Below are 20,327 nucleotides of genomic sequence, written 5' to 3' on the forward strand. Positions count from 1 at the left end.
TCGGGCGACCCCGAACCGGGTGCTGCGGATATTGCCCGTATCAGTGATGAACCGGACATCGGCAAGAAATGGGAACGGCTTGAGGGGCGGTCAGCCGATACCATGAAGAGCCTGGACATGAAGCCAGCAGGAGCGAGCCCGGAAGCAGGTGCTTGAGGCCCCACGTGGCCGACGTATGACCGAGACCCCGACCCCCGCACCGGCAGTGACGTCGGAGCCGCCCGTGCGGGCCATCAGCAAGATCACGGTCCCCGACCCGCACACGATGGTCAGGTTGCTCGGCGCGGGAGACGAGATCCTCAAGCTCGTCGAGCGGGCCGTCAACAGCGACGTGCACGTGCGGGGCAACGAGATCACCATCACCGGCACGGCCTCGGACAACGCCCTGGCCGAGCGCATCTTCGGCGAGCTCATCGAGCTGGTGCGCAAGGGAGAGACCCTCACCCCGGACAACGTCCGGCGCACCGTCGGCATGCTCCAGCAGAACACCGCCGAGCGCCCCGCCGACGTGCTGACCCTCAACATCCTCTCCCGGCGCGGCCGCACCATCCGGCCCAAGACCCTCGGCCAGAAGCGGTATGTCGACTCGATCGACCAGCACACGATCGTGTTCGGCATCGGCCCGGCCGGCACCGGCAAGACCTATCTCGCCATGGCGAAGGCGGTCCAGGCGCTGCAGGCCAAGCAGGTCAACCGGATCATCCTGACCCGGCCGGCGGTCGAGGCCGGCGAGCGGCTGGGCTTCCTGCCCGGCACGCTCTACGACAAGATCGACCCGTACCTGCGCCCGCTCTACGACGCGCTGCACGACATGCTCGACCCGGAGTCCATCCCGAAACTCATGGCCGCCGGGACGATCGAGGTCGCGCCGCTCGCCTACATGCGAGGCCGCACGCTCAACGACGCCTTCATCATCCTGGACGAGGCGCAGAACACCACGCCCGAGCAGATGAAGATGTTCCTGACCCGGCTCGGCTTCGGCTCGCGGATCGTCGTCACCGGCGACGTGACGCAGATCGACCTTCCCGGGGGCACCCGCAGCGGCCTCAGGGTGGTCCGTGAGATCCTCGGTGACGTCGAAGACGTGCACTTCGCCCAGCTCGGCAGCGCCGACGTGGTGCGGCACAGGCTGGTGAGTGACATCGTCGACGCCTATGCCAAGTGGGACGAGGCGCAGGAGGCGCAGCAACAGCCGCCGGTGCGCGCCGTCCCGGACCGCGGGCGACGCAGGTAAGCCCCCTTCCAACAGGAGCAGTTGTTGTCCATCGAGATCGCCAACGAGTCCGGCGTCGACGTCAACTCCGACACCATTCTCGCGGTGGCCCGGCACGCACTCGACGAGATGGGGGTCAACCCGCTCGCCGAGCTGTCGATCCTGCTCGTCGACGTCGAGTACATGACCGAGCTCAACCACCGCTGGATGGACGGCGACGGCCCGACCGACGTGCTCGCCTTCCCGATGGACGAGGGCAGCGTCGACCACGGCCCCGGTGAGGGCGGCGGCGAGCCCGCGCTGCTCGGCGACATCGTGCTGTGCCCGGAGGTGGCGGCGAAACAGGCCGCGACCGCCGGGCACGCCACGATCGACGAGCTGGCACTGCTCACCGTGCACGGCACCCTGCACCTGCTCGGCTACGACCACGCCGAGCCGGAGGAGGAGGCCGAGATGTTCGGCCTGCAGGCACGTCTCCTGGAGAGCTGGCGCAAGTGAGTGACATGACCTTGCTGACGACCGCCGCCGGGCTGGTCGTGCTGGCAGGGTTGTTCGCGATGTCCGACGCCGCGCTCAACGTGGTGTCGCCGGCCCGCGCCCACGAGCTCGTCCGCGAGGGCAAGCCCGGCGCCAACGCCCTGCAGGTCATCGCGGCCGACCCGGCCCGCTACATCAACCTGCTCCTGCTGCTGCGACTGCTGTGCGAGCTGACCGCGACCACCCTGGTCGCCCTGGTCACCGCCGCGGCCGTCGGCGGCGACCGGGACTGGCTGGCCGCGCTCATCACGGCCGGCTCGATGACGGTGGTGAGCTTCGTCGTCGTCGGGGTCGGCCCACGCACCATCGGCCGCCAGCACGCCTACGCGGTGGCCCGGGTCGCCGCGCCCCCGGTCCGCTGGCTCGGCACGGTGCTCGGCCCGCTCGCCCGCCTGCTGATCCTCATCGGCAACGCGGTGACCCCCGGCAAGGGCTACCGCGAAGGCCCCTTCGCCACCACCATCGAGCTGCGCGAGCTCGTCGACCTCGCCGAGCAGCGCGGGGTCGTCGAGCACGGTGAGCGCGACATGATCCACTCGGTCTTCGCCCTCGGCACGACGATCGCCCGCGAGGTGATGGTCCCGCGCACCGAGATGGTCTGGATCGAGACGCACAAGACCGTCCGCCAGGCCCTCATGCTCGCGATGCGCAGCGGCTTCTCCCGCATCCCCGTCGTCGGCGAGAACGTCGACGACGTCCTGGGCGTCGCCTACCTCAAGGACCTCGTGCGGCGCACCTCCGGCGGCGACGCCGCGGCCGGCGACATCCCCGTCGCCCAGGTCATGCGCGACGCCACCTTCGTGCCCGAGTCGAAACCCGTCGACGACCTGCTCCGCGAGATGCAGGCGGCCCGCACCCACATGGCGATCATCATCGACGAGTACGGCGGCACCGCCGGCCTCGTCACCATCGAGGACATCCTCGAGGAGATCGTCGGCGAGATCACCGACGAGTACGACGTGGCCGAGCGCCCCCCGATCGAGGAACTGCCCGACGGCGCCTACCGGGTCACCAGCCGCCTGCCGGTCGAGGACCTCGGCGAGCTGTTCGACGTGGAGCTGCCCGCCGACGAGGTCGAGACCGTCGCCGGCCTCCTCGCCCAGGCCCTCGGCCGGGTCCCGATCCCCGGCGCGACCGCCGTCGTCGCCGGCCTGGTCCTCGTCGCCGAGGGCACCACCGGCCGCCGGAACCGGATCGACACCCTCCTCGTCCGGCGGGCCGACCCCGACGACGAGGAGCAGGCCAACCACGACAGCGAAAGGCAGCACGCCGATGCCTGAGGCCCTCTCCGCCGAGGACCTGAAACTGGTCACCCTCGCCCGGGCCGCCCGCGCCCGCATCGGCGCCGTCGAGGGCGCCGCGGTCCGCGACGGCGACGGCCGGACGTACAACGCCGCCTCCGTCGCCCTGCCCTCCCTGTCGATCACCGCGCTGCAGCTGGCGGTGGCGACCGCGGTCGCGTCCGGCGCCGGCAAGATCGAGGCGGCCGCGGTCGTCACCGAGGCCTCCTCCCTGGACACCCTGGGCCGCGCCGCCGTCCGCGACGTCTCCCCGTCCGCCCCGATCCACCTGGCCGCCCCCGACGCCACCGTCTTCGCCACCGTCACCGACTGACCGCGGCCACGGACCGGCGGATCCGGCGGGCACCGGGCCGGGTGTCCGGTAGCCCACCTTCATTGCTCCGGTCCGTCGTGGGCGCGGCCGTCGCTCCCGTCAGCGACCGGTCGGCCGTGAACGGCCTCCCTGCCAGGTCCGCTTCCAGTTACGCGGACACGACCTGCGGTCGTGACAGGCCCGCGGCCGTGGACGGCCGCGACACGACCTGCGGTCGTGACACGGTCACCGGGTTCGTGTTCGCCTCGCGCCCAGGGTGCCCGCCCCGCGCGGAGTGGACCCTGCCCGTCGTGATCGAAGCCGTCTGCCAGCCGTCCCGGTACGCGACGTCGATCAACGACCACGGCCACGACCGTGGGGCCGTGACAGTAGGCTTCCGGGATGCGCAGGGACCGGGTCGACGAGGTCGTCGACGAGTGGCGGGTGCAGCTGCCTGACACCGTCGGGCCCGCGATGGAGCTCGGCAAGCGCATCCACCGCCTCGCGGGGCGGCTGCAGGAGGTCGTGCGCGCCGAGACGGCCGCGGTCGGCCTGACGCCGGCCGAGTTCGACGTGCTGTCGGCGCTGCGGCGGGTGGGTGTGCCGTACGCGCTGAAACCCTCCGACCTCGCCAGCGGCCTGCTGCTCACGTCCGGCGGGATCAGCAACGTGCTGCGGCGGCTCCAGCAGGACGGCGTGATCGAGCGGGAGGCCGACAGCGCCGACGCGCGGGTCGCCTGGGTCCGGCTGACCCCGAAAGGGGTCACCGTCGCGGAGCGGGTCGTGCGGGCCGTGACGAGGGCGCAGGCGCGGCTGTTCGCCCCGGTGCCGGAGCAGTTGCAGCACGACACCGTCAGGCACCTGCGGGAACTGCTGGTCGAGCTGGGCGACGAAGCCGCCCCGGAAGGAGCCTGAGGTGCTGCAGCGGTACGACCCTCGCAACGCCGACATCCGCTACTGGGTCGACGGCGTGCTGCGGCACCGCGACGAGCCCGGCATCTCGCCGTTCGACTCGGTCGTGCAGGGCGGCGACGCCGTCTGGGAGGGGCTGCGGGTCTACGACGGCGGCGTGTACGGGCTCGACGAGCACCTCGCCAGGCTGCGGCGCTCGGCCCGGGCGCTCGGCTTCGAACGGATCCCGGCCGACCCGGACATCGTGGCCGCGGTCCGCGCGACGCTCGAGGCCAACGACATGCGCGACGGGGTGCACGTGCGGCTCACGCTGACCCGCGGCGTCAAGGTCACCAGCGGCATGGACCCGCGGCTCAACCAGGCCGGCTGCACGCTGATCGTGCTCGCCGAGCACAAGCCGCCGGTGTACGACACGGGCGGGCTCTCCCTCGCCACCTCCAGCGTGCGGCGGCCCGGGCCGGACGTGCTCGACCCGAAGATCCACCACAACAACCTGATCAACTCGATCCTGGCGAAGATGGAGGCGAACCTCGCCGGCGCCGACGACGCGATGATGCTCGACGGCCGCGGGTTCGTCGCCGAGACCAACGCGACGCACCTGTTCGCGGTCGTCGACGGCGGTCTCGTGACGCCCCGCGCGGTCGCCTGCCCGGAGGGCATCACCCGGGACACGGTGCTGCGGCTCGCGCCCGCCGAAGGGCTCCCGGTGCAGGTCCGCGACGTGTCGCAGGTCGAGATGTACACCGCCGACGAGGTCTTCTGCACGGGCACCATGGGCGAGATCGCCGGCGTGGTGACGATCGACGGCCGGCCCATCGGCGACGGCACGGTCGGCCCGGTCACGGCCCGCCTCGCCCGGGTGTACCGGCAGCACGCCCGGGAGCACGCTCAGAGACTGTGGGCCGACAGCTCCGTGTAGAGCGGGGTGGCGGCCTCGACCAGCCAGGACAGGCGCGGCGGGACGTCGGCGGGGCGCGGGTCGGGCGCCGCGAAACCCGTCGACGCCTCGACCGCCGCGTACCAGTGCGGCGCCCACACCCCGTCGGTGTCGCGCCGCCCGGCGGGCCAGGCCAGCATCGCCGGATCCCAGGGGATGCCGAGCGCACCGCAGAGCCGTTCCAGGGTGCCGGCGGGGTCGCGCAGGACGTCGGCGGCGTCGACGACCGGGCCGCCGTGCGCGCGGAAGATCTCGACCTGCTGTTCGTAGCCGAGGTCGGCGAGGGTCGGCTCGCCGCGGACCTTCGCGTACGACGCGACCACGGACGCGGGATCCCGGATGAGGAACGCGTTGTGCACCGAGCCCAGCCACTCCCGGCCGACGTCCGGCAGCAGGTGGTGCGTCATGTGCTTCTGGTAGAACACCCCCGCCGGCACCGGCGCGAGCAGCGCCCCCGCCGCCGCCCGCCAGTCGACCGGCTGGGACGCGAGGATCTCCTCCCGGCCGGGGTGTTCGAGGCCGGTCGCGGCCAGATAGTGCGCATAGAGCGGCTCGTCGACGACGACCGTGTCGGCTCTGGCGCCGAAGCTGCGCATCATCGCCGTGGAGATGTTGCGGGGGCCGGACCACATCGCCACTCGTACCGTCATGGGCAACGAGGGTAACCGACGTGGCATTCAGCCAGTTTTACTCCTGTATGTGATGGAATCCTGGTGCGCGTCGATGCGATCCACTCGGGCTTCCGGCGCCTACTGTCGGATGCGGAGCCCTGCAGTGCGCCCGCCCCGCCACCAGGCCTACTGAACAACGCCGACAGGTAGCCCACGGATGCACTGCGCGGGAAGGAAGGGGCCGGTCCATGGACCTGCTGATCGACGTGCGAGTGGCGCGACGGGATTCCACGACGTCCGCCGAGACGGCCGGGTCGGCACAGGACCGGACGGTCCGCCTCCGGGCCGACCACACCGGCACCGTCGCCGACCTCATCGCCGCGCTCCTCGGCGGCCTCGACCCGGCCGACCGGCCGCAGCAGGCGACCTGGGCCTGGAATCTGCGCACCGGCCGCCGGCTCGACCCAGGCCGCCCGCTCGGCACGCAGGGGCTGCGCTGCGGCGACACGATCGTGCTCGGGCCTCCCGAGCAGGCCCCGGACGCGCCGCCCGAGTTTCCCGAGCACCGCTTCGAGCTGCTGGTCGTCGCCGGCCCGGACGCCGGGCGGTGGCTGCCGCTGCCGGCCGGCGAGTTCGTCATCGGCACCGACCCGGCGTGCGACCTGGTCCTTGCCGACCAGACCGCCGGCCGGCGCCACCTGCACCTGGGCATCGGCAGCCACGAGGTCGCCGCGACCGACCTGCGCTCGCCGGCCGGCACCGCCCTCGACGGCGAGCCGCTGCACGGCACGGTGACCCTCACCGCCGGGCAGCTGCTGCGCCTCGGCGCGACCCTCGTCACCGTCGAGGAGGTCCCCGCGGACCTGCCCGGGCCGGCCGGCCCGCCACCGGCGGTCTGGCTGCCGGCGGTGCCGCAGCCGGCCCGGAAGCGGCGCCTGGCGTTCCGGCGCGCGGTGGTCGACCCGGTGATCGAGTTCGCCGCCGCCGTCGAACGCGCCGAGGCCGACGCCGCGCTCAAGCACCGCGCCGTCCTGCGGACCCGCCGGTCGGCGACCCCGAGCCTGGCGCACCTCGCGCGGGCCGCCGAACGGTACGCCGCCGTCATGGACGGCGATCACCACGGCACCCGCGCAGACCTCCATGGCGCCCGCACAGACCTCCACGGCGCCCGCGCCGAGCCGTACCAGGGAAGCACCAGCGAATCCGGCGGCATCGGACTGTGGACCCGCCGGCCCGACGACCGGAACTTCCTCACGCTGCGACTGCGGACCGCGGACCTGCCGGGCCGGCTGCGGTTCGAGCAGCCGCCGACCGGACCCGACGCCGACCCCGCGCACGTCGAACGCACCGACGCCCTGCGCGAACGGCACGCCGTCGACCGGGACGTGCCCGTCGAGGCCGACCTGCGGGTCCTCGGCGCCCTCGGGACGGCCGGGCCGGTCGAGGTCACCGACGGGGTCCTGCGGTCCTGGCTGACCCAGCTGGCGACCCTCGCCAACCCGACCGACCTCGCCGTCGTCGTGCTCAGCGACGCGCCCGAGTGGACGTGGACCGGCTGGCTGCCGCACACCCGGACGCTGACCGCCGCGATCGCCCCCGGCGCGCGGACCATCGCCGCCGGCGAGGAGGACCGCGCGCAGGTCCTCGCCCTCGTCGAGGCGCTCCTGCGGCAGCGGCGCCGCGGGCGGCACGCCATCGCCGAGTCGTTCGTCCCGCACGTCGTCGTCGTGCTGCCGGACCCGTCGCTGGTGCCGCCGGCGTCGCTGAACCGGCTCGTCGAGGAGGGCCCGCGCTGCGGGATCAGCCTGCTCGTCGGCGCGGACACCCCGGGCGAACTGCCACCGGGCGTGTCGGTGCAGGACGGCGAGCCGCTGCCCGCCGACGTCGCCGCCCAGGTCGCCCACGCGCTCGCCGCGACCCCGGACGCCGCCGGTGGCGCCGCGCCGCGGGTGGCACCGCTCGCCGAGGTGCTGAACCTGACCGACCTGAGCCCGAGCGCGATCGTGAAACGCTGGGTGCCCTCGACCCGCGACCGGGGCCTCGCCGCGCCGATCGGCCTCGGCGGCAAGGCCGCCGGCGGGATCGGCCCCGTCACCGTCGACCTGCGCCGCGACGGCCCGCACGGGCTCGTCGCCGGCGTCGACGGCTCCGGCCGGTCGTGGCTGCTGCGGTCGTACCTGGCGGCCCTCGCCGCGACGTACCCGGCGAACCGCCTCACGTTCGTCCTCGTCGACTTCTCGGGGCCCTCGTTTGCGGAATGTGTGGAGCTGCCGCACACCGTCGGGGTGTTCACCGACACCGACCCGCACCAGACCCGCCGGGTCCTCGTGTCGCTCAACGCCGAGCTGCGCCGCCGCGAGGCGGTCCTGCGCCGGCACTCCGTCAAGGACATCGTGGAGATGGAACGCAAGTTCCCGGCGGCGGCGCCGGCGAACCTGCTCATCGTCGTCGCCGAGTTCGTCGACGCGCCCACCGACTTCGTGCCTGGGCTGCGGGAGCTCGCCCGCCGCGGCCGGCACGCCGGGGTGCACCTGCTCCTGGCCACCGCGAAACCGCACGGCGCCGTCGACGACGACCTGCGCGCCGAGACCGACCTGCGCATCGCGCTGCGGGTCGAGGAAGAGGCCGACAGCCTCGAGGTCCTCGAACGCCCCGACGCGGCGCACCTGTCGCCACTGCTGGCCGGCCGGGCGTTCGTGCGCACCGTCGAGGGCGGCTTCCAGGCCGTCCAGGTCGCCTACGGCGGGTTCCGGTCCCCGGCCAACCGGCGCGCGACGCCGACCACGGTCACCGAGGTGCGCTTCGAGTCCGGGCTCGTCGACCGGGAGGCCCTCGACGCACCCGTCGGCGGCGACGACTCCGCCCCGACGGACCTGCAACGCCTCGTGGAGGCGATCAGCGCCGCGCACCGCGAGGCCCGGGTGCCCGACCAGCCCCGGCCGTGGCAGCCGGCGCTCGCCGTCTCGTACACCCTGGACGAGCTTGCGCAACCGGACACGGGTGCGTTCGCCGCGGCGATCGGCATGGTCGACCTGCCCAACTCGCAGGCCCGCCAGGTCTGGCAGCTCGACCTCGACGAGCTCGGCCACCTGCTCGTCTTCGGCCCCACCGGCGCCGGGAAGAGCACCCTGCTGGACACGGTCGCGGCGTCGTTCGCCACCCGGTTCGACGGCACCCGGCTGCGCGTGTACCGGGTCGACGGCACCGCCGTGGAGTCCGCGGAGGCGCTGCTCGCCACGATCGAGAAGATCGTCGTGGAGCGGGCCGCGCTCGCTGAGTACGCCGGCGCCCGGGTCGTGGTCCTCGTCGACGGGCACGACGTGCGGCTCAACGACGCCCTCATCCGCCTCGCCACCGGCGGCAAGGCCGTCGGCGTGCACCTGGTCCTGGCGACCGAGCAGCGCAGCGCCGTGCCGACGTCGCTGTCGCGGCTCATGCCGGGCCGGATCGTGCTGCGGTCCGCCGGCCGGGGCCTCGTGGAGGGCACGATCGAGCTGCAGGTGGCACTCTCCGTGACGGCGCACACAACACCTGCACAGCGCCCCCGCCAGTTGCAGCTCGAGGTCTGAGTACGCTGAACCACCGTGCAGCACAACTACCACGCAGGCTTCGCGTGTTTCGTCGGCCGGCCCAACGCGGGCAAGTCGACGCTCACCAACGCGATCGTCGGGCAGAAGATCGCGATCACGTCGTCGAAGCCGCAGACGACCCGGCACACCGTGCGTGGTGTCGTGCACCGGCCGGACTCCCAGCTCGTGCTGGTGGACACACCGGGGCTGCACCGCCCGCGGACCCTGCTGGGGGAGCGGCTCAACGACCTCGTCCGGGCGACCTGGAGCGAGGTCGACGTGATCGGCCTCTGCCTGCCCGCCGACGAGGAGATCGGCCGCGGTGACCGGTTCATCACCGGCGAGATCGCCGCGTTGAAGGCGACCGTCGTCGCGGTGGTCACCAAGACCGACCTCGTCGACCGCGGCAAGCTCGCCCAGCGGCTCATGGCCGTGCAGGAGCTCGGCGAGTTCGCCGACATCGTGCCCGTCAGCGCGGTATCGGGGGAGCAGATCCAGACGCTCGTCGACGTCATGGTCAAGCACCTGCCGCAGTCGCCGCAGCTGTACCCCGACGGCATGCTCACCGACGAACCCGAGCACGTGCTGATGGCCGAGCTCATCCGCGAGGCGGCCCTCGAAGGCGTCCGCGACGAGCTGCCGCACTCGATCGCCGTCCTCGTCGAGGAGGTCTTCGTCGAGGACAGCGGCCTGACCAGGATCTTCGCCGACATCTACGTGGAGCGCCCCAGCCAGAAGGCGATCATCCTCGGCCACCAGGCGGGCCGCCTCAAGGACGTCGGCACCCGCGCCCGGCACGCCATCGAGGACCTGGTCGGCGGCCGGGTCTACCTCGACCTGCACGTCCGGGTCGCGAAGGACTGGCAGCGGGACCCGAAGCAGCTGCGACGCCTGGGCTTCTGAGGTTCTGACATGTCCGGCACCGGGTTCAAAGGGAAGCTGTACCGCGATGACGCGCTCGTCCTGAGGGTGCAGAAGCTGGGCGAGTCCGACCGGATCATCACCCTGTTCACGCGCCGGCACGGCCGGGTCCGCGCGGTCGCCAAGGGCGTGCGGAAGACCATGTCGAAGTTCGGCGGCCGCCTCGAACCCTTCGGCCACGTCGACGTGCAGCTGCTCGAAGGCCGCAGCCTCGACGTGATCAGCCAGGTGGAGGGCGTCGAGCTGTACGGCCGCCGGATCATGGACGACTACCCGCGGTACACGGTCGCCTCCGCGATCGCCGAGACCGCGGAGCGGCTCACCCCCGTCGAGGAGGAGCCGTCGCTGCGGCTGTTCCTGCTGACCCTCGGCGCCATCCGGGCCCTCGCCCTCGGCGAGCACGGCAGCAGCCTCGTGCTGGACGCGTACCTGCTGCGCGCGATGGGCGTCGCCGGCTGGGCGCCGGCGCTGCGGGAATGCGCCGTGTGCGGCAACCCCGGCCCGCACCGCGGCTTCTCCGTCCCCGCCGGCGGCGCCGTGTGCCCGGACTGCCGCCCGCCCGGCGCGTCGCACCCGGCGCCTGCGACGATCGAGCTCATGGCGGCGCTCGCAACGTCGGACTGGCTGGTCGCCGACGCCAGCGAACCCAACCACCGGCGCGAGGCCAGCGGGCTTGTCGCGGCGCATCTGCAGTGGCACCTGGAGCGGGCGTTACGCTCGCTTCCGCTGGTAGACCGGGACGACACCGCCCGGGTCCGAAAGGAAAGCTCGTGAGCAAATTCCGCCCGCCGTCGCAGCACCCGACCGGGGCCCGCCCGCCGGCGCTGCCGAAAGAGACCGTGCCGCAGCACGTGGCGATCATCATGGACGGCAACGGACGCTGGGCGAAGCAACGAGGGCTGCCCCGCACCGCCGGGCACACCGCCGGTGAGGCGGCCCTGTTCGACGTGATCGAGGGCGCGCTGGAACTCGGCGTGAAGTACGTGAGCGCCTACGCGTTCTCCACCGAGAACTGGAAACGGTCCCCGGACGAGGTCCGCTTCCTCATGAACTTCAACCGCGACACGATCCACCGCCGCCGTGACGAGTTCCACGAGATGGGCATCCGGGTGCGCTGGGCGGGCCGCCGCCCCCGCCTGTGGCGCAGCGTCATCAACGAGCTCGAGTACGCCGAGGAGCTCACCAAGCGCAACGACCTGCTCACGTTCACGATGTGCGTCAACTACGGCGGCCGGGCCGAGGTCGCCGACGCCGCCGCCCGGATCGCCGCCGACGTGCAGGCCGGCCGGCTCAAGCCGGACCGGATCACGGAGAAGACGTTCGCCCGGTATCTCGACGAGCCGGACCTGCCGGACGTGGACCTGCTGGTGCGCAGCTCCGGCGAGATGCGCACCAGCAACTTCATGATCTGGCAGGCGGCGTATGCGGAGTTCGTCTCCGTCGACACGCTCTGGCCGGACTTCGACCGCCGGCACCTGTGGTATGCCTGCGAGGTCTACGCGAAACGCGACCGCCGCTTCGGCGGCGCCATTCCGAACCCCGTGGTGCCGACCCTGACGCCCTGACGCGGCTCTGGTCGGCTGGTGGCTCTGGTTAGGGGTCCTGGTCGGCGGTTAGGGGTCCTGGTCGGCTGGAAGTCCTGGTCGGCTGGTGGCCGGCCACGGTGGGTGTTCGGTCGGTGACGCGGGCGGAGATCAATTAGGCGGGTTGGGGTACGGTCTGAATGCGGAGTCCGACCGGGACCGCGGGCCGTTGAACCCGGTGCTCCGGGCGAGCCTGGCGCTCCGATGAATCCGGCGCGGTCGGAGTCGGGCGGGGTCGGGCGCGGCGCGGGCGGGGTCGGGCGCGGCGCGGGCGGGGTCGGGCGCGGCGTGGTTGGAGTCGCCGGCCCAGGCGTCCACGCGCTAGTGGGTCGTGGCGCTAGTGGGTCGTAGCAGCAGGGGATCTGGGCTCGTCCACGCGTCAGTGGTCGTGGCAGCAGGGGATCTGGGTCTGGGCCTCGAACGGGGTCAGGACGCCGCCGCGGCCGAACTGGGTGACGAGGGTCAGCACGCCGGCGCGCCAGATCGGGCGGACGAAGCCGCCGGTGTCGATCAGCATCTCCGGCACCGCGGTCAGGCCGCCGAGGATGACCACCTGCTCGATCGCGGAGTCCGCCAGCACCGCCGACACCGGCACCACCCCGGTGAGCTGTTCCCAGCCGGGGAAGAGGACCGCGCGGGCGCCCTCCGGGGGCGGGCCGTCGTAGCCGACGTGGACCTCGCCGCCGGTGAAGTACGTGAACGCGGGGCGGCCGCCCACCAGGATGTGGTGGTCGGCCGCCGTGACGTCGGGGAAGCCCATTACCGGGGCAGGACCCAGATCGGGTTCGCGTAGAACCAGAGGTCCTTCCACGGGTCGGCGTCGCCGACCACGTCGATCGCAGGGCCCACCGGGTCGACCGCCGCGCCGTGGTAGCCGGGCGCGGTGCGGTTGCCGTCGGTGCCGCGCAGGCGCACGTAGAACGGCTGGTCGGTGGGGCCGAGGTCGTAGGTGAACGACACGGTGCCGGTCGACTTGTTGACCTCGAAGGACTTGACGACCTTCGTGTTCGGGGCCTTGAACGTGTCCTTGTCGGCCACGGGGCCCGTCACGTCGCCCTTGATCACGTCGACGCGGGCGAGGGTCGGCACGAAGTTCGCCCAGTTCGGCGTGTTCGCCAGGTTGATCTTGATGACGAGCTCGGCGCGCTGGCCGCGGCGCACGACGAGCGAGTCGCCGAGCGTGACGCCGCCGCCGTAGCTGCCCTTGACCCGCACCTGCACGTCCAGGCCGCTGATCAGGCCGCCGTGGTCGACCCAGACGCGGCCGGCGCGCAGGCCCTCCATCACCGCGGCGTACCCGAAGTTGCGCGACCCGACGTGGGTGCGGCTGTAGTAGCCGGGCCAGAAGTCGCCCGGGGTGAGGCTCGTCGGCTGGCCGTACACCGGATCCGAGTGGAACCCGTTGGTGTTGAAGTCGGTGTTGTCGGGGCGCTTCGCGGTCTCCTCGTAGACGACGTGGGAGTCCGAGTTCGCGCTGATCCACCACGCCTTGCCCTCGGCGAGGAGGCTGTCCCAGAGGCCGCCGACGGTGGAGGTCATCCAGTCGTAGCCGCCCCACGTGCGGTAGCTCTCCAGGGGGTACCCGGGGAACGACGCGGCGCCGGGCGCGTTGCCGTAGAAGCCGCGGGCCGAGCCGCCGCCGTTCGGCTTGGCGATGCCGGCGGCCTGGTGGCCGGGGGCGCCCTCGAAGCCGATCGCGATGCGCGGGTTCGCGTCCCGCCACGCCCGGATCTCGTGCGGCGAGTCGATGCCGTTGCGGGCCGGGTGGTTCGCCAGGAACAGCGCGTCCTGGACCCGGCGCTTCGTGACCTGCTCGCCGAGGAACTTGATGCCGGCGATCGCCAGCGCCTCGGTGACCAGCGACGGGTCGACCGCGCCGACGGCGGAACCGTCGAACGTGTTCTCGAACTCCTTCAGCACCGCGACCTCGTTGGCGCCGGGGTGCACGAAGACGGTGCCGTGCTCGGCCGCCGGGATGTTCCACTCCAGGCCCTGGAAGACCAGCATGTCCTTGTAGTCGTCGCGGGCGTCACGGATACCCGGGTTGACCTTCTCCACGCCGATCTTGGCGTGCTGGACGCTGCCGTGGTCGGTGATGACCATCCAGTCCAGGCCGTACGCGGAGGCGTGCTTCACGTGGTCGCCGACCCGGTACATGCCGTCGCTGGAGAACTGGGTGTGGATGTGGTGGTCGCCGGCGAGCCACTTGTAGCCGTTGCCCAGCGGGCGGCCGTGTCCGTGCCGGTCGTACCCGTCGAATCCGGCGTGGTCGTCGTCGTCGCCGTGCGCGTGCGCGATGCCGGCGTTGGCGAGCGCGCCACCCGCGGCGGCGGCCGCACCGAGCAGCCCGGCGCGGCGGAGGAAACCACGGCGGGAGACGTCGCCGGGGGAGAGCTCACTGTCGGGGATCGAGGCGTCGAGCACCGCGGGAACGTCGCCGGCGGCTTGCGGCATGTCCTCGTGGTGGTGATGGTGGCCGTGGCCCATGTGTGGGGCTCCGTTCAGGTCGAAGGTCCTCACCCCGGAATCTCGACCGCCTGAACGAACATCAGGTAGCGACGTGGCTATGTATGCACGAACTTCAGCAAGATCAATGCTGTCGCGAGGGCCGCTCCGACGACCACGACCGATCCGTCGGACCAGCCGAAACGGGCCTCCCGGGCGCTGGTGCGCGGCCGCCCGCGGTCGAACCCGCGGGCCTCCATCGCGGTCGCCAGGCGGATCCCGCGCCGGATCGCACCGACCAGCAGGCCGAACGTCGCCGACGCGAACAGCCGCAGGTGACGCAGCGGATTCCAGCCGCCGTCGATGCCACGGGCCCGGCGGGCGAGCAGGATCAGCCGGTACTCGTCGGTGAGCAGCGGCACCAGCCGGAACGCGGCCAGGGCCCCGATCGCGAACCGCGGCGGCACCTTCAGGTGGGCGATCAGCGAGTCGGCGAGGTCCGTCGGGTCGATCGTCGCGAACACCACGAACCCGGGCAGCCCGATCGCGATCAGCCGCAGCGCGTACCCGAGCGCCGGCTCGTGCACCTCGAACCCGGCGACGGTGCCGACGACCGGCCCCTCCTTCGCACCGAGCAGCACCGTGAACACCAGCACCACGGCCGCCGACAGCAGCAGCGGCCAGCCGCGCCGCCACAGCTCCCGCGCGGTCAGCCCGGTCAGCGGCAGCAGCGCCAGCTCCACGCCGATCGCGACCGCGGTGACGAACGGGTCGACGGTGCTGAGCACGGCCGCCGTGAGCAGCGCCGCCGCGAGCAGTTTCGCGGTCGCGTCCCGCTGCCGGATCCAGGCGGTCACCGGCGCTCCAGCCGCAACCGGCGGTCGCCCAGCGCCTCGACCAGTTGCCGGTCGTGCGTGACGATGACGAGACCCCGCCCCTCGTCCCGCAGGTCCGCGAGCAGATCGACCAGCTCCCGCCACGTCTGCGGGTCCTGCCCGAACGTCGGCTCGTCCAGGATCAGCAGCTCCGGCGCCGCCGCCAGGGCCGTGGCGACGCTCAGCCTGCGTTGTTCGCCGCCGCTCAAGGTGTACGGGTTCGCCAGGGCCAGTCGGTCCAGGCGCAGCCGGCTCAACAGCTCGTCGACGACCCCGGGGCCGCTGCCACCGAGCAGCAGCTCGTCCCGGACGGTCGCGGTGACGAACTGGTGCTCCGGGTTCTGGAACACCGACCCGATCCGCGCGGCGAGCTTCGCGGCCCGCCAGCGGTGCGGCGGGCGCCGCTCGCCCGCGGCCGTCACCGTCCCGGGCTTCGCCGGCCTGGTCAGGCCGCCGAGCAGCAGCGCGAGGGTGGACTTGCCGGCGCCGTTGGGACCTTCGACGGCGAGGACCTCGCCGGCGCGGATCTGCTCGTCGACCACGTTGCCGGTGTCCCGCAGCGCCAACCGTCCGGCGGTGAGCAGCGTCGCACCCGGCCCGGTGCGCGCCCGCCGGTCCGGCACGACCAGCGGCGGCTGCTCCGGACCCAGGGTCACCACCCGGTCGACCAGGGTCAGCGCGTCGGCGAGCCGGTGCTCGACCAGCACCATCGTCGCGTCCACGTCGTGGAGTGCTTTGCCGAGCGCTGCCCGCACCAGCTGCGCACCGTCCGGATCCAGGTTCGCGGTCGGCTCGTCGAGCAGGAGCAGCCTCGGCCGCAACGCGATCACGCCGGCGATCGCGAGCCGCTGCTGCTCACCACCGGAGAGGGCGGCCGTGTCGCGGTCCCGGCCGTACGGGAAACCGACGGCGGCGAGCGCGGCGTCGACCCGCGGCCAGATCTCGGCCCGCGGCACCCCTCGGTTCTCCAGGCCGAACGCGACGTCGTCGCCGCAGCGGCTCATGACCAACTGCGTCTGCGGGTCCTGGAACACGATCCCGGTGTCGGCTCGGGCCGCGCGGGCCGGCACGCCGTCGACGAGGACCGCGCCCTCCTGCTCGCCGGAGTCCTCGGCGAGCAGGCCGGCGAGCGCGGCGAGCAGGGTGCTCTTGCCGGCGCCGGAGGCACCCGCGAGCAGCACCCGCTCACCGTGCTCGATCCGCAGGTCGAAGTGGCGGACCGCCCAGGCCTTGCGCCCGGCGTGCCGCCACCCGAAACCCTTGAACTCGACGGTGCTCACGTTGGGTTAAACGGCCGCCCGTTCGCGGCCGGACGGGAACCGGTCCAGGACACCGGTCGTGGCCAGGGAACGCTGCAGCGCCCACGAGCCGGCACCGGCGAGGACGGCGCCGCTGGCCACGACGATCGCCGCGTACAGGGCCTTGTCGGTGTTGCTGAACGCGCCGTAGTACACGTTGAGGTCGAGCAGCGCCGCGCCGCCGCCCGCGAGGCCGCCGGCGATGATCGCGTTGCCGAGCTTGAAGCTGCGGTACCCGGTGAGGGCGAAGCCGAACTCGCCGCCGACACCCTGCACCAACCCGGAAAGGAGCACACCGAGACCCCAGGTGGAGCCGAACAGCGCCGAGACCAGCGCCGCGACGAACTCGGTGTAGAGCCCGGCGCCCGGCTTGCGGATCACCAGGGGGCCGAGCACGCCCGGGATCAGCCACACGCCGTAGATGAAGGCGCGCCACGGCAGCGCGACGCTCTCCATCGCGTTCCACAGGTTGTTCCACGCGTAGAACACGGCGGCGAACGCCACCGCGATGACCGAGGCGACGATGATGTCGACGGTCCGCCAACGGGTTTCCATTGCAGTGCCTCCTGGTTCGGGGGTGAGCCAGAAGGAGACGCGACGCCACGCCCGTTGGCCGGTTGATACCGGCCGGTGGACATGGCGTCTTGCGTGAGGTGACCGAGCTCCCTGCGCTGGCATTACCCAGATCAGGTTCGAGGGTCTGCGTCGCCCGCTGCCGCGGCCGCCGCACTCTCAGCGCTGTGCGCTCCCCTGTCGGATGTGCAGTTGTTTCCCGACGGTAACAGTGAAGGATGTTCACGCCCATGGGCAGGTCGCCAAAATCACGGCACTTGATCCTTCCCGGGGAGGCATGGCCTTTGCTACTCGCGGGTAATAGCCTGGCTGGTACAGGACTTGACACCTGGGGGTGCCGCAATGACGCAGGTCGCTTCTTCATCGAATTCCGCCACCAGCGCTCAGCCGGCCGCTACCGGCGGGCCCACGACGGCCGTTACCGACGGTCACACGACGGCCGTTACCGACGGTCACACGACGGCCGCCGCCGGCGGGCAGGCGCCGGCCGCTGCCGGCGGTCACACGGAAAAGCAGGCGCGGAAGGTCATCGAGGACAGCCGCGAGACGGAATGGCGGAAGCCCAGTTTCGGCAAGGAATTGTTCCTCGGTCGCTTCCGCCTCGACCTGATCGACCCGCCGCCGGCCGACACGCGCGCCGAGGCCGGGCAGGAGTTCCGGGAGAAGCTGCGCGAGTACCTCGCCGGCGTCGACGGCCAGCAGATCGAGCGCGACGCGCACATTCCCGACGAAGTGCTCCGTTCGCTCGGTTCGCTCGGCGCGTTCGGCATGAAGATCGACCCGAAGTACGGCGGCCTCGGCCTGTCCAACCTCGACTACTGCCGGGCCCTGGCGCTCGTCGGCTCGGTCAACCCGTCGATCGGCGCGCTGCTGTCGGCGCACCAGTCGATCGGCGTGCCGCAGCCGCTGAAGCTCGTCGGCACCGACGAGCAGAAGTCCCGCTTCCTGCCCCGGCTCGCCGGGGGTGAGGTGTCGGCGTTCCTGCTCACCGAGCCCGAGGTCGGTTCGTACCCGGCCAACCTGCGCACCTCCGCTGTGCCCACCGACGACGGCGACTACCTGCTCAACGGGGTCAAGCTCTGGGCCACGAACGGCACCCTCGCCACCCTGTTCGTCGTGATGGCGCTGGTGCCCCGCAGCGAGGGCCACCGCGGCGGCATCACCGCGTTCGTGGTCGAAGGCGACGCGCCAGGCGTGACGATCGAGCGGCGCAACGCGTTCATGGGCCTGCGCGGCCTGGAGAACAGCGTGACCCGGTTCCATGATGTACGGGTGCCCGCCGCCAACGTCATCGGCGGCGAGGGCCAGGGCCTGCGGATCGCGCTCAGCACCCTGAACACCGGCCGGCTGTCGCTGCCCGCGATGTGCGTCGGCGCCGGCAAGTGGTGCCTCAACGTCGCCCGCGAATGGGCCGCCGAACGCGTCCAGATGGGCCGCCCGATCGGCACGTACGAGGCGATCGCGAAGAAGATCGCGTTCATCGCCGGCTCCACGTACGGCATGGAGGCGATGCTGGAGCTGTCCTGCCGCCTTGCCGACGACGACCGCAACGACATCCGCATCGAGGCGGCGCTGGTCAAGCTGTACGCGAGCGAGCTGGCCTGGAAGGTCGCCGACGAGCTGATCCAGATCCGCGGCGGCCGCGGCTACGAGACCGCCGAGTCCCTCGCCGCCCGCGGCGAACGCCCGATCCCCGCCGAGCAGATCCTCCGCGACCTGCGCATCAACCGCATCTTCGAGGGCTCGACGGAGATCATGCACCTCGCGATCGCCCGCGAGGCCGTCGACGCCCACCTCTCCGTCGCCGGCGACATCATCGACCCCGAGGCCGGCCTGGGCGCGAAGGCCAAGGCGGCCGGCAAGGCCGGCGGCTTCTACGCCAAGTGGCTGCCGACCCTGGTCACCGGCAAGGGCCAGCTCCCGGCCGGCTTCAGCGCCTTCGGCCCGCTCGCCCAGCACCTGCGCTACGTCGAGCGCGCCTCCCGGCGCCTGGCCCGCGAGACCTTCTACGGCATGGCCCGCTGGCAGGGCAAACTCGAACACAAGCAGGGCTTCCTCGGCCGGGTCGTCGACATCGGCGCGGAGCTCTTCGCGATGTCGGCCGCCTGCGTCAAGGCCCACAGCGAGCAGGACGACCGACCTGAGGGCGTCGAGCTCGCCGACCTGTTCTGCCGGCAGGCGACGCTGCGCGCCGAGGCGCTCTTCCGCGACCTGTGGGACAACGCCGACGCGATCGAGTCCGCCGCCGCGAAGCGGGTCATCGCCGGGCGGTACCTGTCCCTGGAGGAGGGGATCATCCCGCCCGCGGCCGCTGGGCCCTGGCTGGCTTCGTGGGAGCCCGGCGAATCGACCGCCGAGGACGTCCGCCGCCGCTTTTGAGGTGATCGATGGTGTGTCGCTGGCTGCTTTTGACACTACCCTGCGAGGTCTAATCGATCTTCGGCTCCATTACCCACTGTAGTTTACCCAGCTGGACCTGGGGTGCCGATCCGGCGGTGTGGCACCGCCGGATCGTGCGCTCATTGTGGGCTCAGCGCTGACCTGGTCTGCGCGGTTGCAGATCGTAGGCCGAGGCTGCGCAGCTCCAGGCTGGCGAGCGCCTCGACCGCCTGTTTGTCGCCCTTGCGCCACAGGGCCGCGATGTCCGGGTCGATCTTCACCAGCTTGCCCAGCGGCTGGGTCGCCAGCGCGCGCAGGGCGAGGAGGTCCCGGCCCGCCGTGGCGTTGCGCAGTCTCGTCGCCGACCCGGCCCGCCGCATCCACCGGATCCGCAGCGGCAGCCAGATGAGCACGATCACCGCGACCGGCACCACGATCACCACCACCGACAGGATCCAGGCCAGATCGTTGACGACCTCCTGCTGCTGGCGGCCCGCGTCGGCGAGCGACCTGGCCGCGTCGGCGGCGCTGTTGAACGGGGCGGCGACCGAGTCCGGCACGCCCGGCACGCCATTGATCTTGTCGCCGGCGCCCTTGAGGTTGTCGGCGAGGCCGTTCCCGGCGCCCTCGAGCTTCTGCCCTGGCACCGCCAGCTTCTGAACGAGGTCGAACAGCATCATTCCCAGCTTGACCCAGACATAGACCCACACGACCACGAACACGTCGGTGAGGAACTGCCGCAGGGCGGTGGGGGCACGGTCGGCATAGAGCTTCACCGTTCAAGCCTGACGTACCGGAGCTGTGACCGCACTGTGGCGAGGCGCGATCCACCGGGCCGGGGCGGGGGCGCGGATCGAGGTGGCGCCCGCAACGCACGCCGC

The 20,327-nt window shown here is 72.2% G+C and carries 18 protein-coding genes and 1 riboswitch; of the genes, 11 read left to right on the forward strand and 7 right to left on the reverse strand.

The genetic code is table 11. The features are described 5' to 3' along the window. The first annotated feature begins 175 nt into the window (after positions 1–175). The 6 genes from ACFPIJ_RS27165 (at position 176) to ACFPIJ_RS27190 (ending at position 5,174) form a co-directional block, all read left to right on the forward strand. The gene (locus tag ACFPIJ_RS27165) at positions 176–1,234 is read left to right on the forward strand and encodes a PhoH family protein (RefSeq protein ID WP_380118634.1); all 1,059 of its coding nucleotides are present in this window, start codon (positions 176–178) and stop codon (positions 1,232–1,234) included. A gap of 24 nt (positions 1,235–1,258) precedes the next feature. Beyond that, entirely contained in the window at positions 1,259–1,711 is a 453-nt protein-coding gene (gene ybeY, locus ACFPIJ_RS27170; protein ID WP_033364073.1) for an rRNA maturation RNase YbeY, read from the forward strand. A gap of 5 nt (positions 1,712–1,716) precedes the next feature. Then, positions 1,717–3,030, forward strand: a complete 1,314-nt coding sequence (locus tag ACFPIJ_RS27175) for a hemolysin family protein (protein WP_380118636.1) — start codon at positions 1,717–1,719, stop codon at positions 3,028–3,030. Continuing rightward, entirely contained in the window at positions 3,023–3,364 is a 342-nt protein-coding gene (locus ACFPIJ_RS27180; RefSeq protein ID WP_380118638.1) for a cytidine deaminase, read from the forward strand. The genes ACFPIJ_RS27175 and ACFPIJ_RS27180 overlap by 8 nt, the downstream gene beginning before the upstream one ends. 381 nt (positions 3,365–3,745) lie before the next feature. Then, positions 3,746–4,258: a MarR family winged helix-turn-helix transcriptional regulator gene (locus ACFPIJ_RS27185; protein WP_380118640.1), complete on the forward strand. Its 513-nt coding sequence runs from the start codon at positions 3,746–3,748 to the stop codon at positions 4,256–4,258. A gap of 1 nt (position 4,259) precedes the next feature. Then, positions 4,260–5,174, forward strand: a complete 915-nt coding sequence (locus ACFPIJ_RS27190; protein ID WP_380118642.1) for an aminotransferase class IV — start codon at positions 4,260–4,262, stop codon at positions 5,172–5,174. Here ACFPIJ_RS27190 and ACFPIJ_RS27195 read toward each other — a convergent pair. Then, positions 5,144–5,842 carry a sulfotransferase-like domain-containing protein gene (locus tag ACFPIJ_RS27195; protein ID WP_380118644.1) on the reverse strand — a complete coding sequence of 233 codons (699 nt, stop codon included), beginning with the start codon at positions 5,840–5,842 and terminating at the stop codon, positions 5,144–5,146. The genes ACFPIJ_RS27190 and ACFPIJ_RS27195 overlap by 31 nt on opposite strands. A gap of 209 nt (positions 5,843–6,051) precedes the next feature. Here ACFPIJ_RS27195 and ACFPIJ_RS27200 point away from each other — a divergent pair, with 209 nt between their 5' ends. Genes ACFPIJ_RS27200 through ACFPIJ_RS27215 form a run of 4 tightly spaced genes read left to right on the forward strand, consistent with a single transcriptional unit; the run spans position 6,052 to position 11,858 of the window. Continuing rightward, complete coding sequence (locus ACFPIJ_RS27200) at positions 6,052–9,372, forward strand: FtsK/SpoIIIE domain-containing protein (RefSeq protein ID WP_380118646.1); 3,321 nt, start codon at positions 6,052–6,054, stop codon at positions 9,370–9,372. A 15-nt stretch (positions 9,373–9,387) separates the two neighbouring features. After that, entirely contained in the window at positions 9,388–10,275 is an 888-nt protein-coding gene (gene era, locus ACFPIJ_RS27205; protein WP_203847614.1) for a GTPase Era, read from the forward strand. A gap of 9 nt (positions 10,276–10,284) precedes the next feature. Then, entirely contained in the window at positions 10,285–11,067 is a 783-nt protein-coding gene (gene recO / locus ACFPIJ_RS27210) for a DNA repair protein RecO (RefSeq protein WP_380118648.1), read from the forward strand. Then, positions 11,064–11,858 carry an isoprenyl transferase gene (locus ACFPIJ_RS27215; protein WP_380118650.1) on the forward strand — a complete coding sequence of 265 codons (795 nt, stop codon included), beginning with the start codon at positions 11,064–11,066 and terminating at the stop codon, positions 11,856–11,858. Before recO ends, ACFPIJ_RS27215 begins: the two co-directional genes overlap by 4 nt. A 397-nt stretch (positions 11,859–12,255) precedes the next feature. Here ACFPIJ_RS27215 and ACFPIJ_RS27220 read toward each other — a convergent pair whose 3' ends face one another. The 5 genes from ACFPIJ_RS27220 to ACFPIJ_RS27240 all read right to left on the reverse strand — a co-directional run bounded on the left by ACFPIJ_RS27220 (position 12,256) and on the right by ACFPIJ_RS27240 (position 17,049). After that, positions 12,256–12,636 carry a hypothetical protein gene (locus ACFPIJ_RS27220; RefSeq protein ID WP_380118652.1) on the reverse strand — a complete coding sequence of 127 codons (381 nt, stop codon included), beginning with the start codon at positions 12,634–12,636 and terminating at the stop codon, positions 12,256–12,258. Next, a complete protein-coding gene (locus ACFPIJ_RS27225) occupies positions 12,636–14,330 on the reverse strand; it encodes a PHP domain-containing protein (RefSeq protein WP_380118654.1) in 1,695 nt (564 codons plus the stop codon). Before ACFPIJ_RS27225 ends, ACFPIJ_RS27220 begins: the two co-directional genes overlap by 1 nt. A 110-nt stretch (positions 14,331–14,440) precedes the next feature. After that, the gene (locus tag ACFPIJ_RS27230; protein ID WP_380118657.1) at positions 14,441–15,178 is read right to left on the reverse strand and encodes an energy-coupling factor transporter transmembrane component T family protein; all 738 of its coding nucleotides are present in this window, start codon (positions 15,176–15,178) and stop codon (positions 14,441–14,443) included. Then, positions 15,175–16,476 carry an ABC transporter ATP-binding protein gene (locus ACFPIJ_RS27235; protein WP_380118659.1) on the reverse strand — a complete coding sequence of 434 codons (1,302 nt, stop codon included), beginning with the start codon at positions 16,474–16,476 and terminating at the stop codon, positions 15,175–15,177. Before ACFPIJ_RS27235 ends, ACFPIJ_RS27230 begins: the two co-directional genes overlap by 4 nt. A gap of 6 nt (positions 16,477–16,482) precedes the next feature. Further along, the gene (locus tag ACFPIJ_RS27240) at positions 16,483–17,049 is read right to left on the reverse strand and encodes an ECF transporter S component (RefSeq protein ID WP_380118661.1); all 567 of its coding nucleotides are present in this window, start codon (positions 17,047–17,049) and stop codon (positions 16,483–16,485) included. 90 nt (positions 17,050–17,139) lie between these two features. Further along, positions 17,140–17,256, reverse strand: a riboswitch (TPP riboswitch). A gap of 153 nt (positions 17,257–17,409) precedes the next feature. Between ACFPIJ_RS27240 and ACFPIJ_RS27245 the strand changes: the two genes are divergently transcribed. Beyond that, positions 17,410–19,446 carry an acyl-CoA dehydrogenase family protein gene (locus ACFPIJ_RS27245; RefSeq protein WP_380118663.1) on the forward strand — a complete coding sequence of 679 codons (2,037 nt, stop codon included), beginning with the start codon at positions 17,410–17,412 and terminating at the stop codon, positions 19,444–19,446. Between the two features lie 140 nt (positions 19,447–19,586). On the opposite strand, the gene ACFPIJ_RS27250 is transcribed toward ACFPIJ_RS27245, so the two are convergent. Continuing rightward, positions 19,587–20,222 carry a hypothetical protein gene (locus tag ACFPIJ_RS27250; protein WP_380118665.1) on the reverse strand — a complete coding sequence of 212 codons (636 nt, stop codon included), beginning with the start codon at positions 20,220–20,222 and terminating at the stop codon, positions 19,587–19,589. Positions 20,223–20,327: the final 105 nt, after the last annotated feature.

The organism is Dactylosporangium cerinum (genome assembly GCF_042653625.1).
Lineage (GTDB): Bacteria > Actinomycetota > Actinomycetes > Mycobacteriales > Micromonosporaceae > Dactylosporangium > Dactylosporangium cerinum.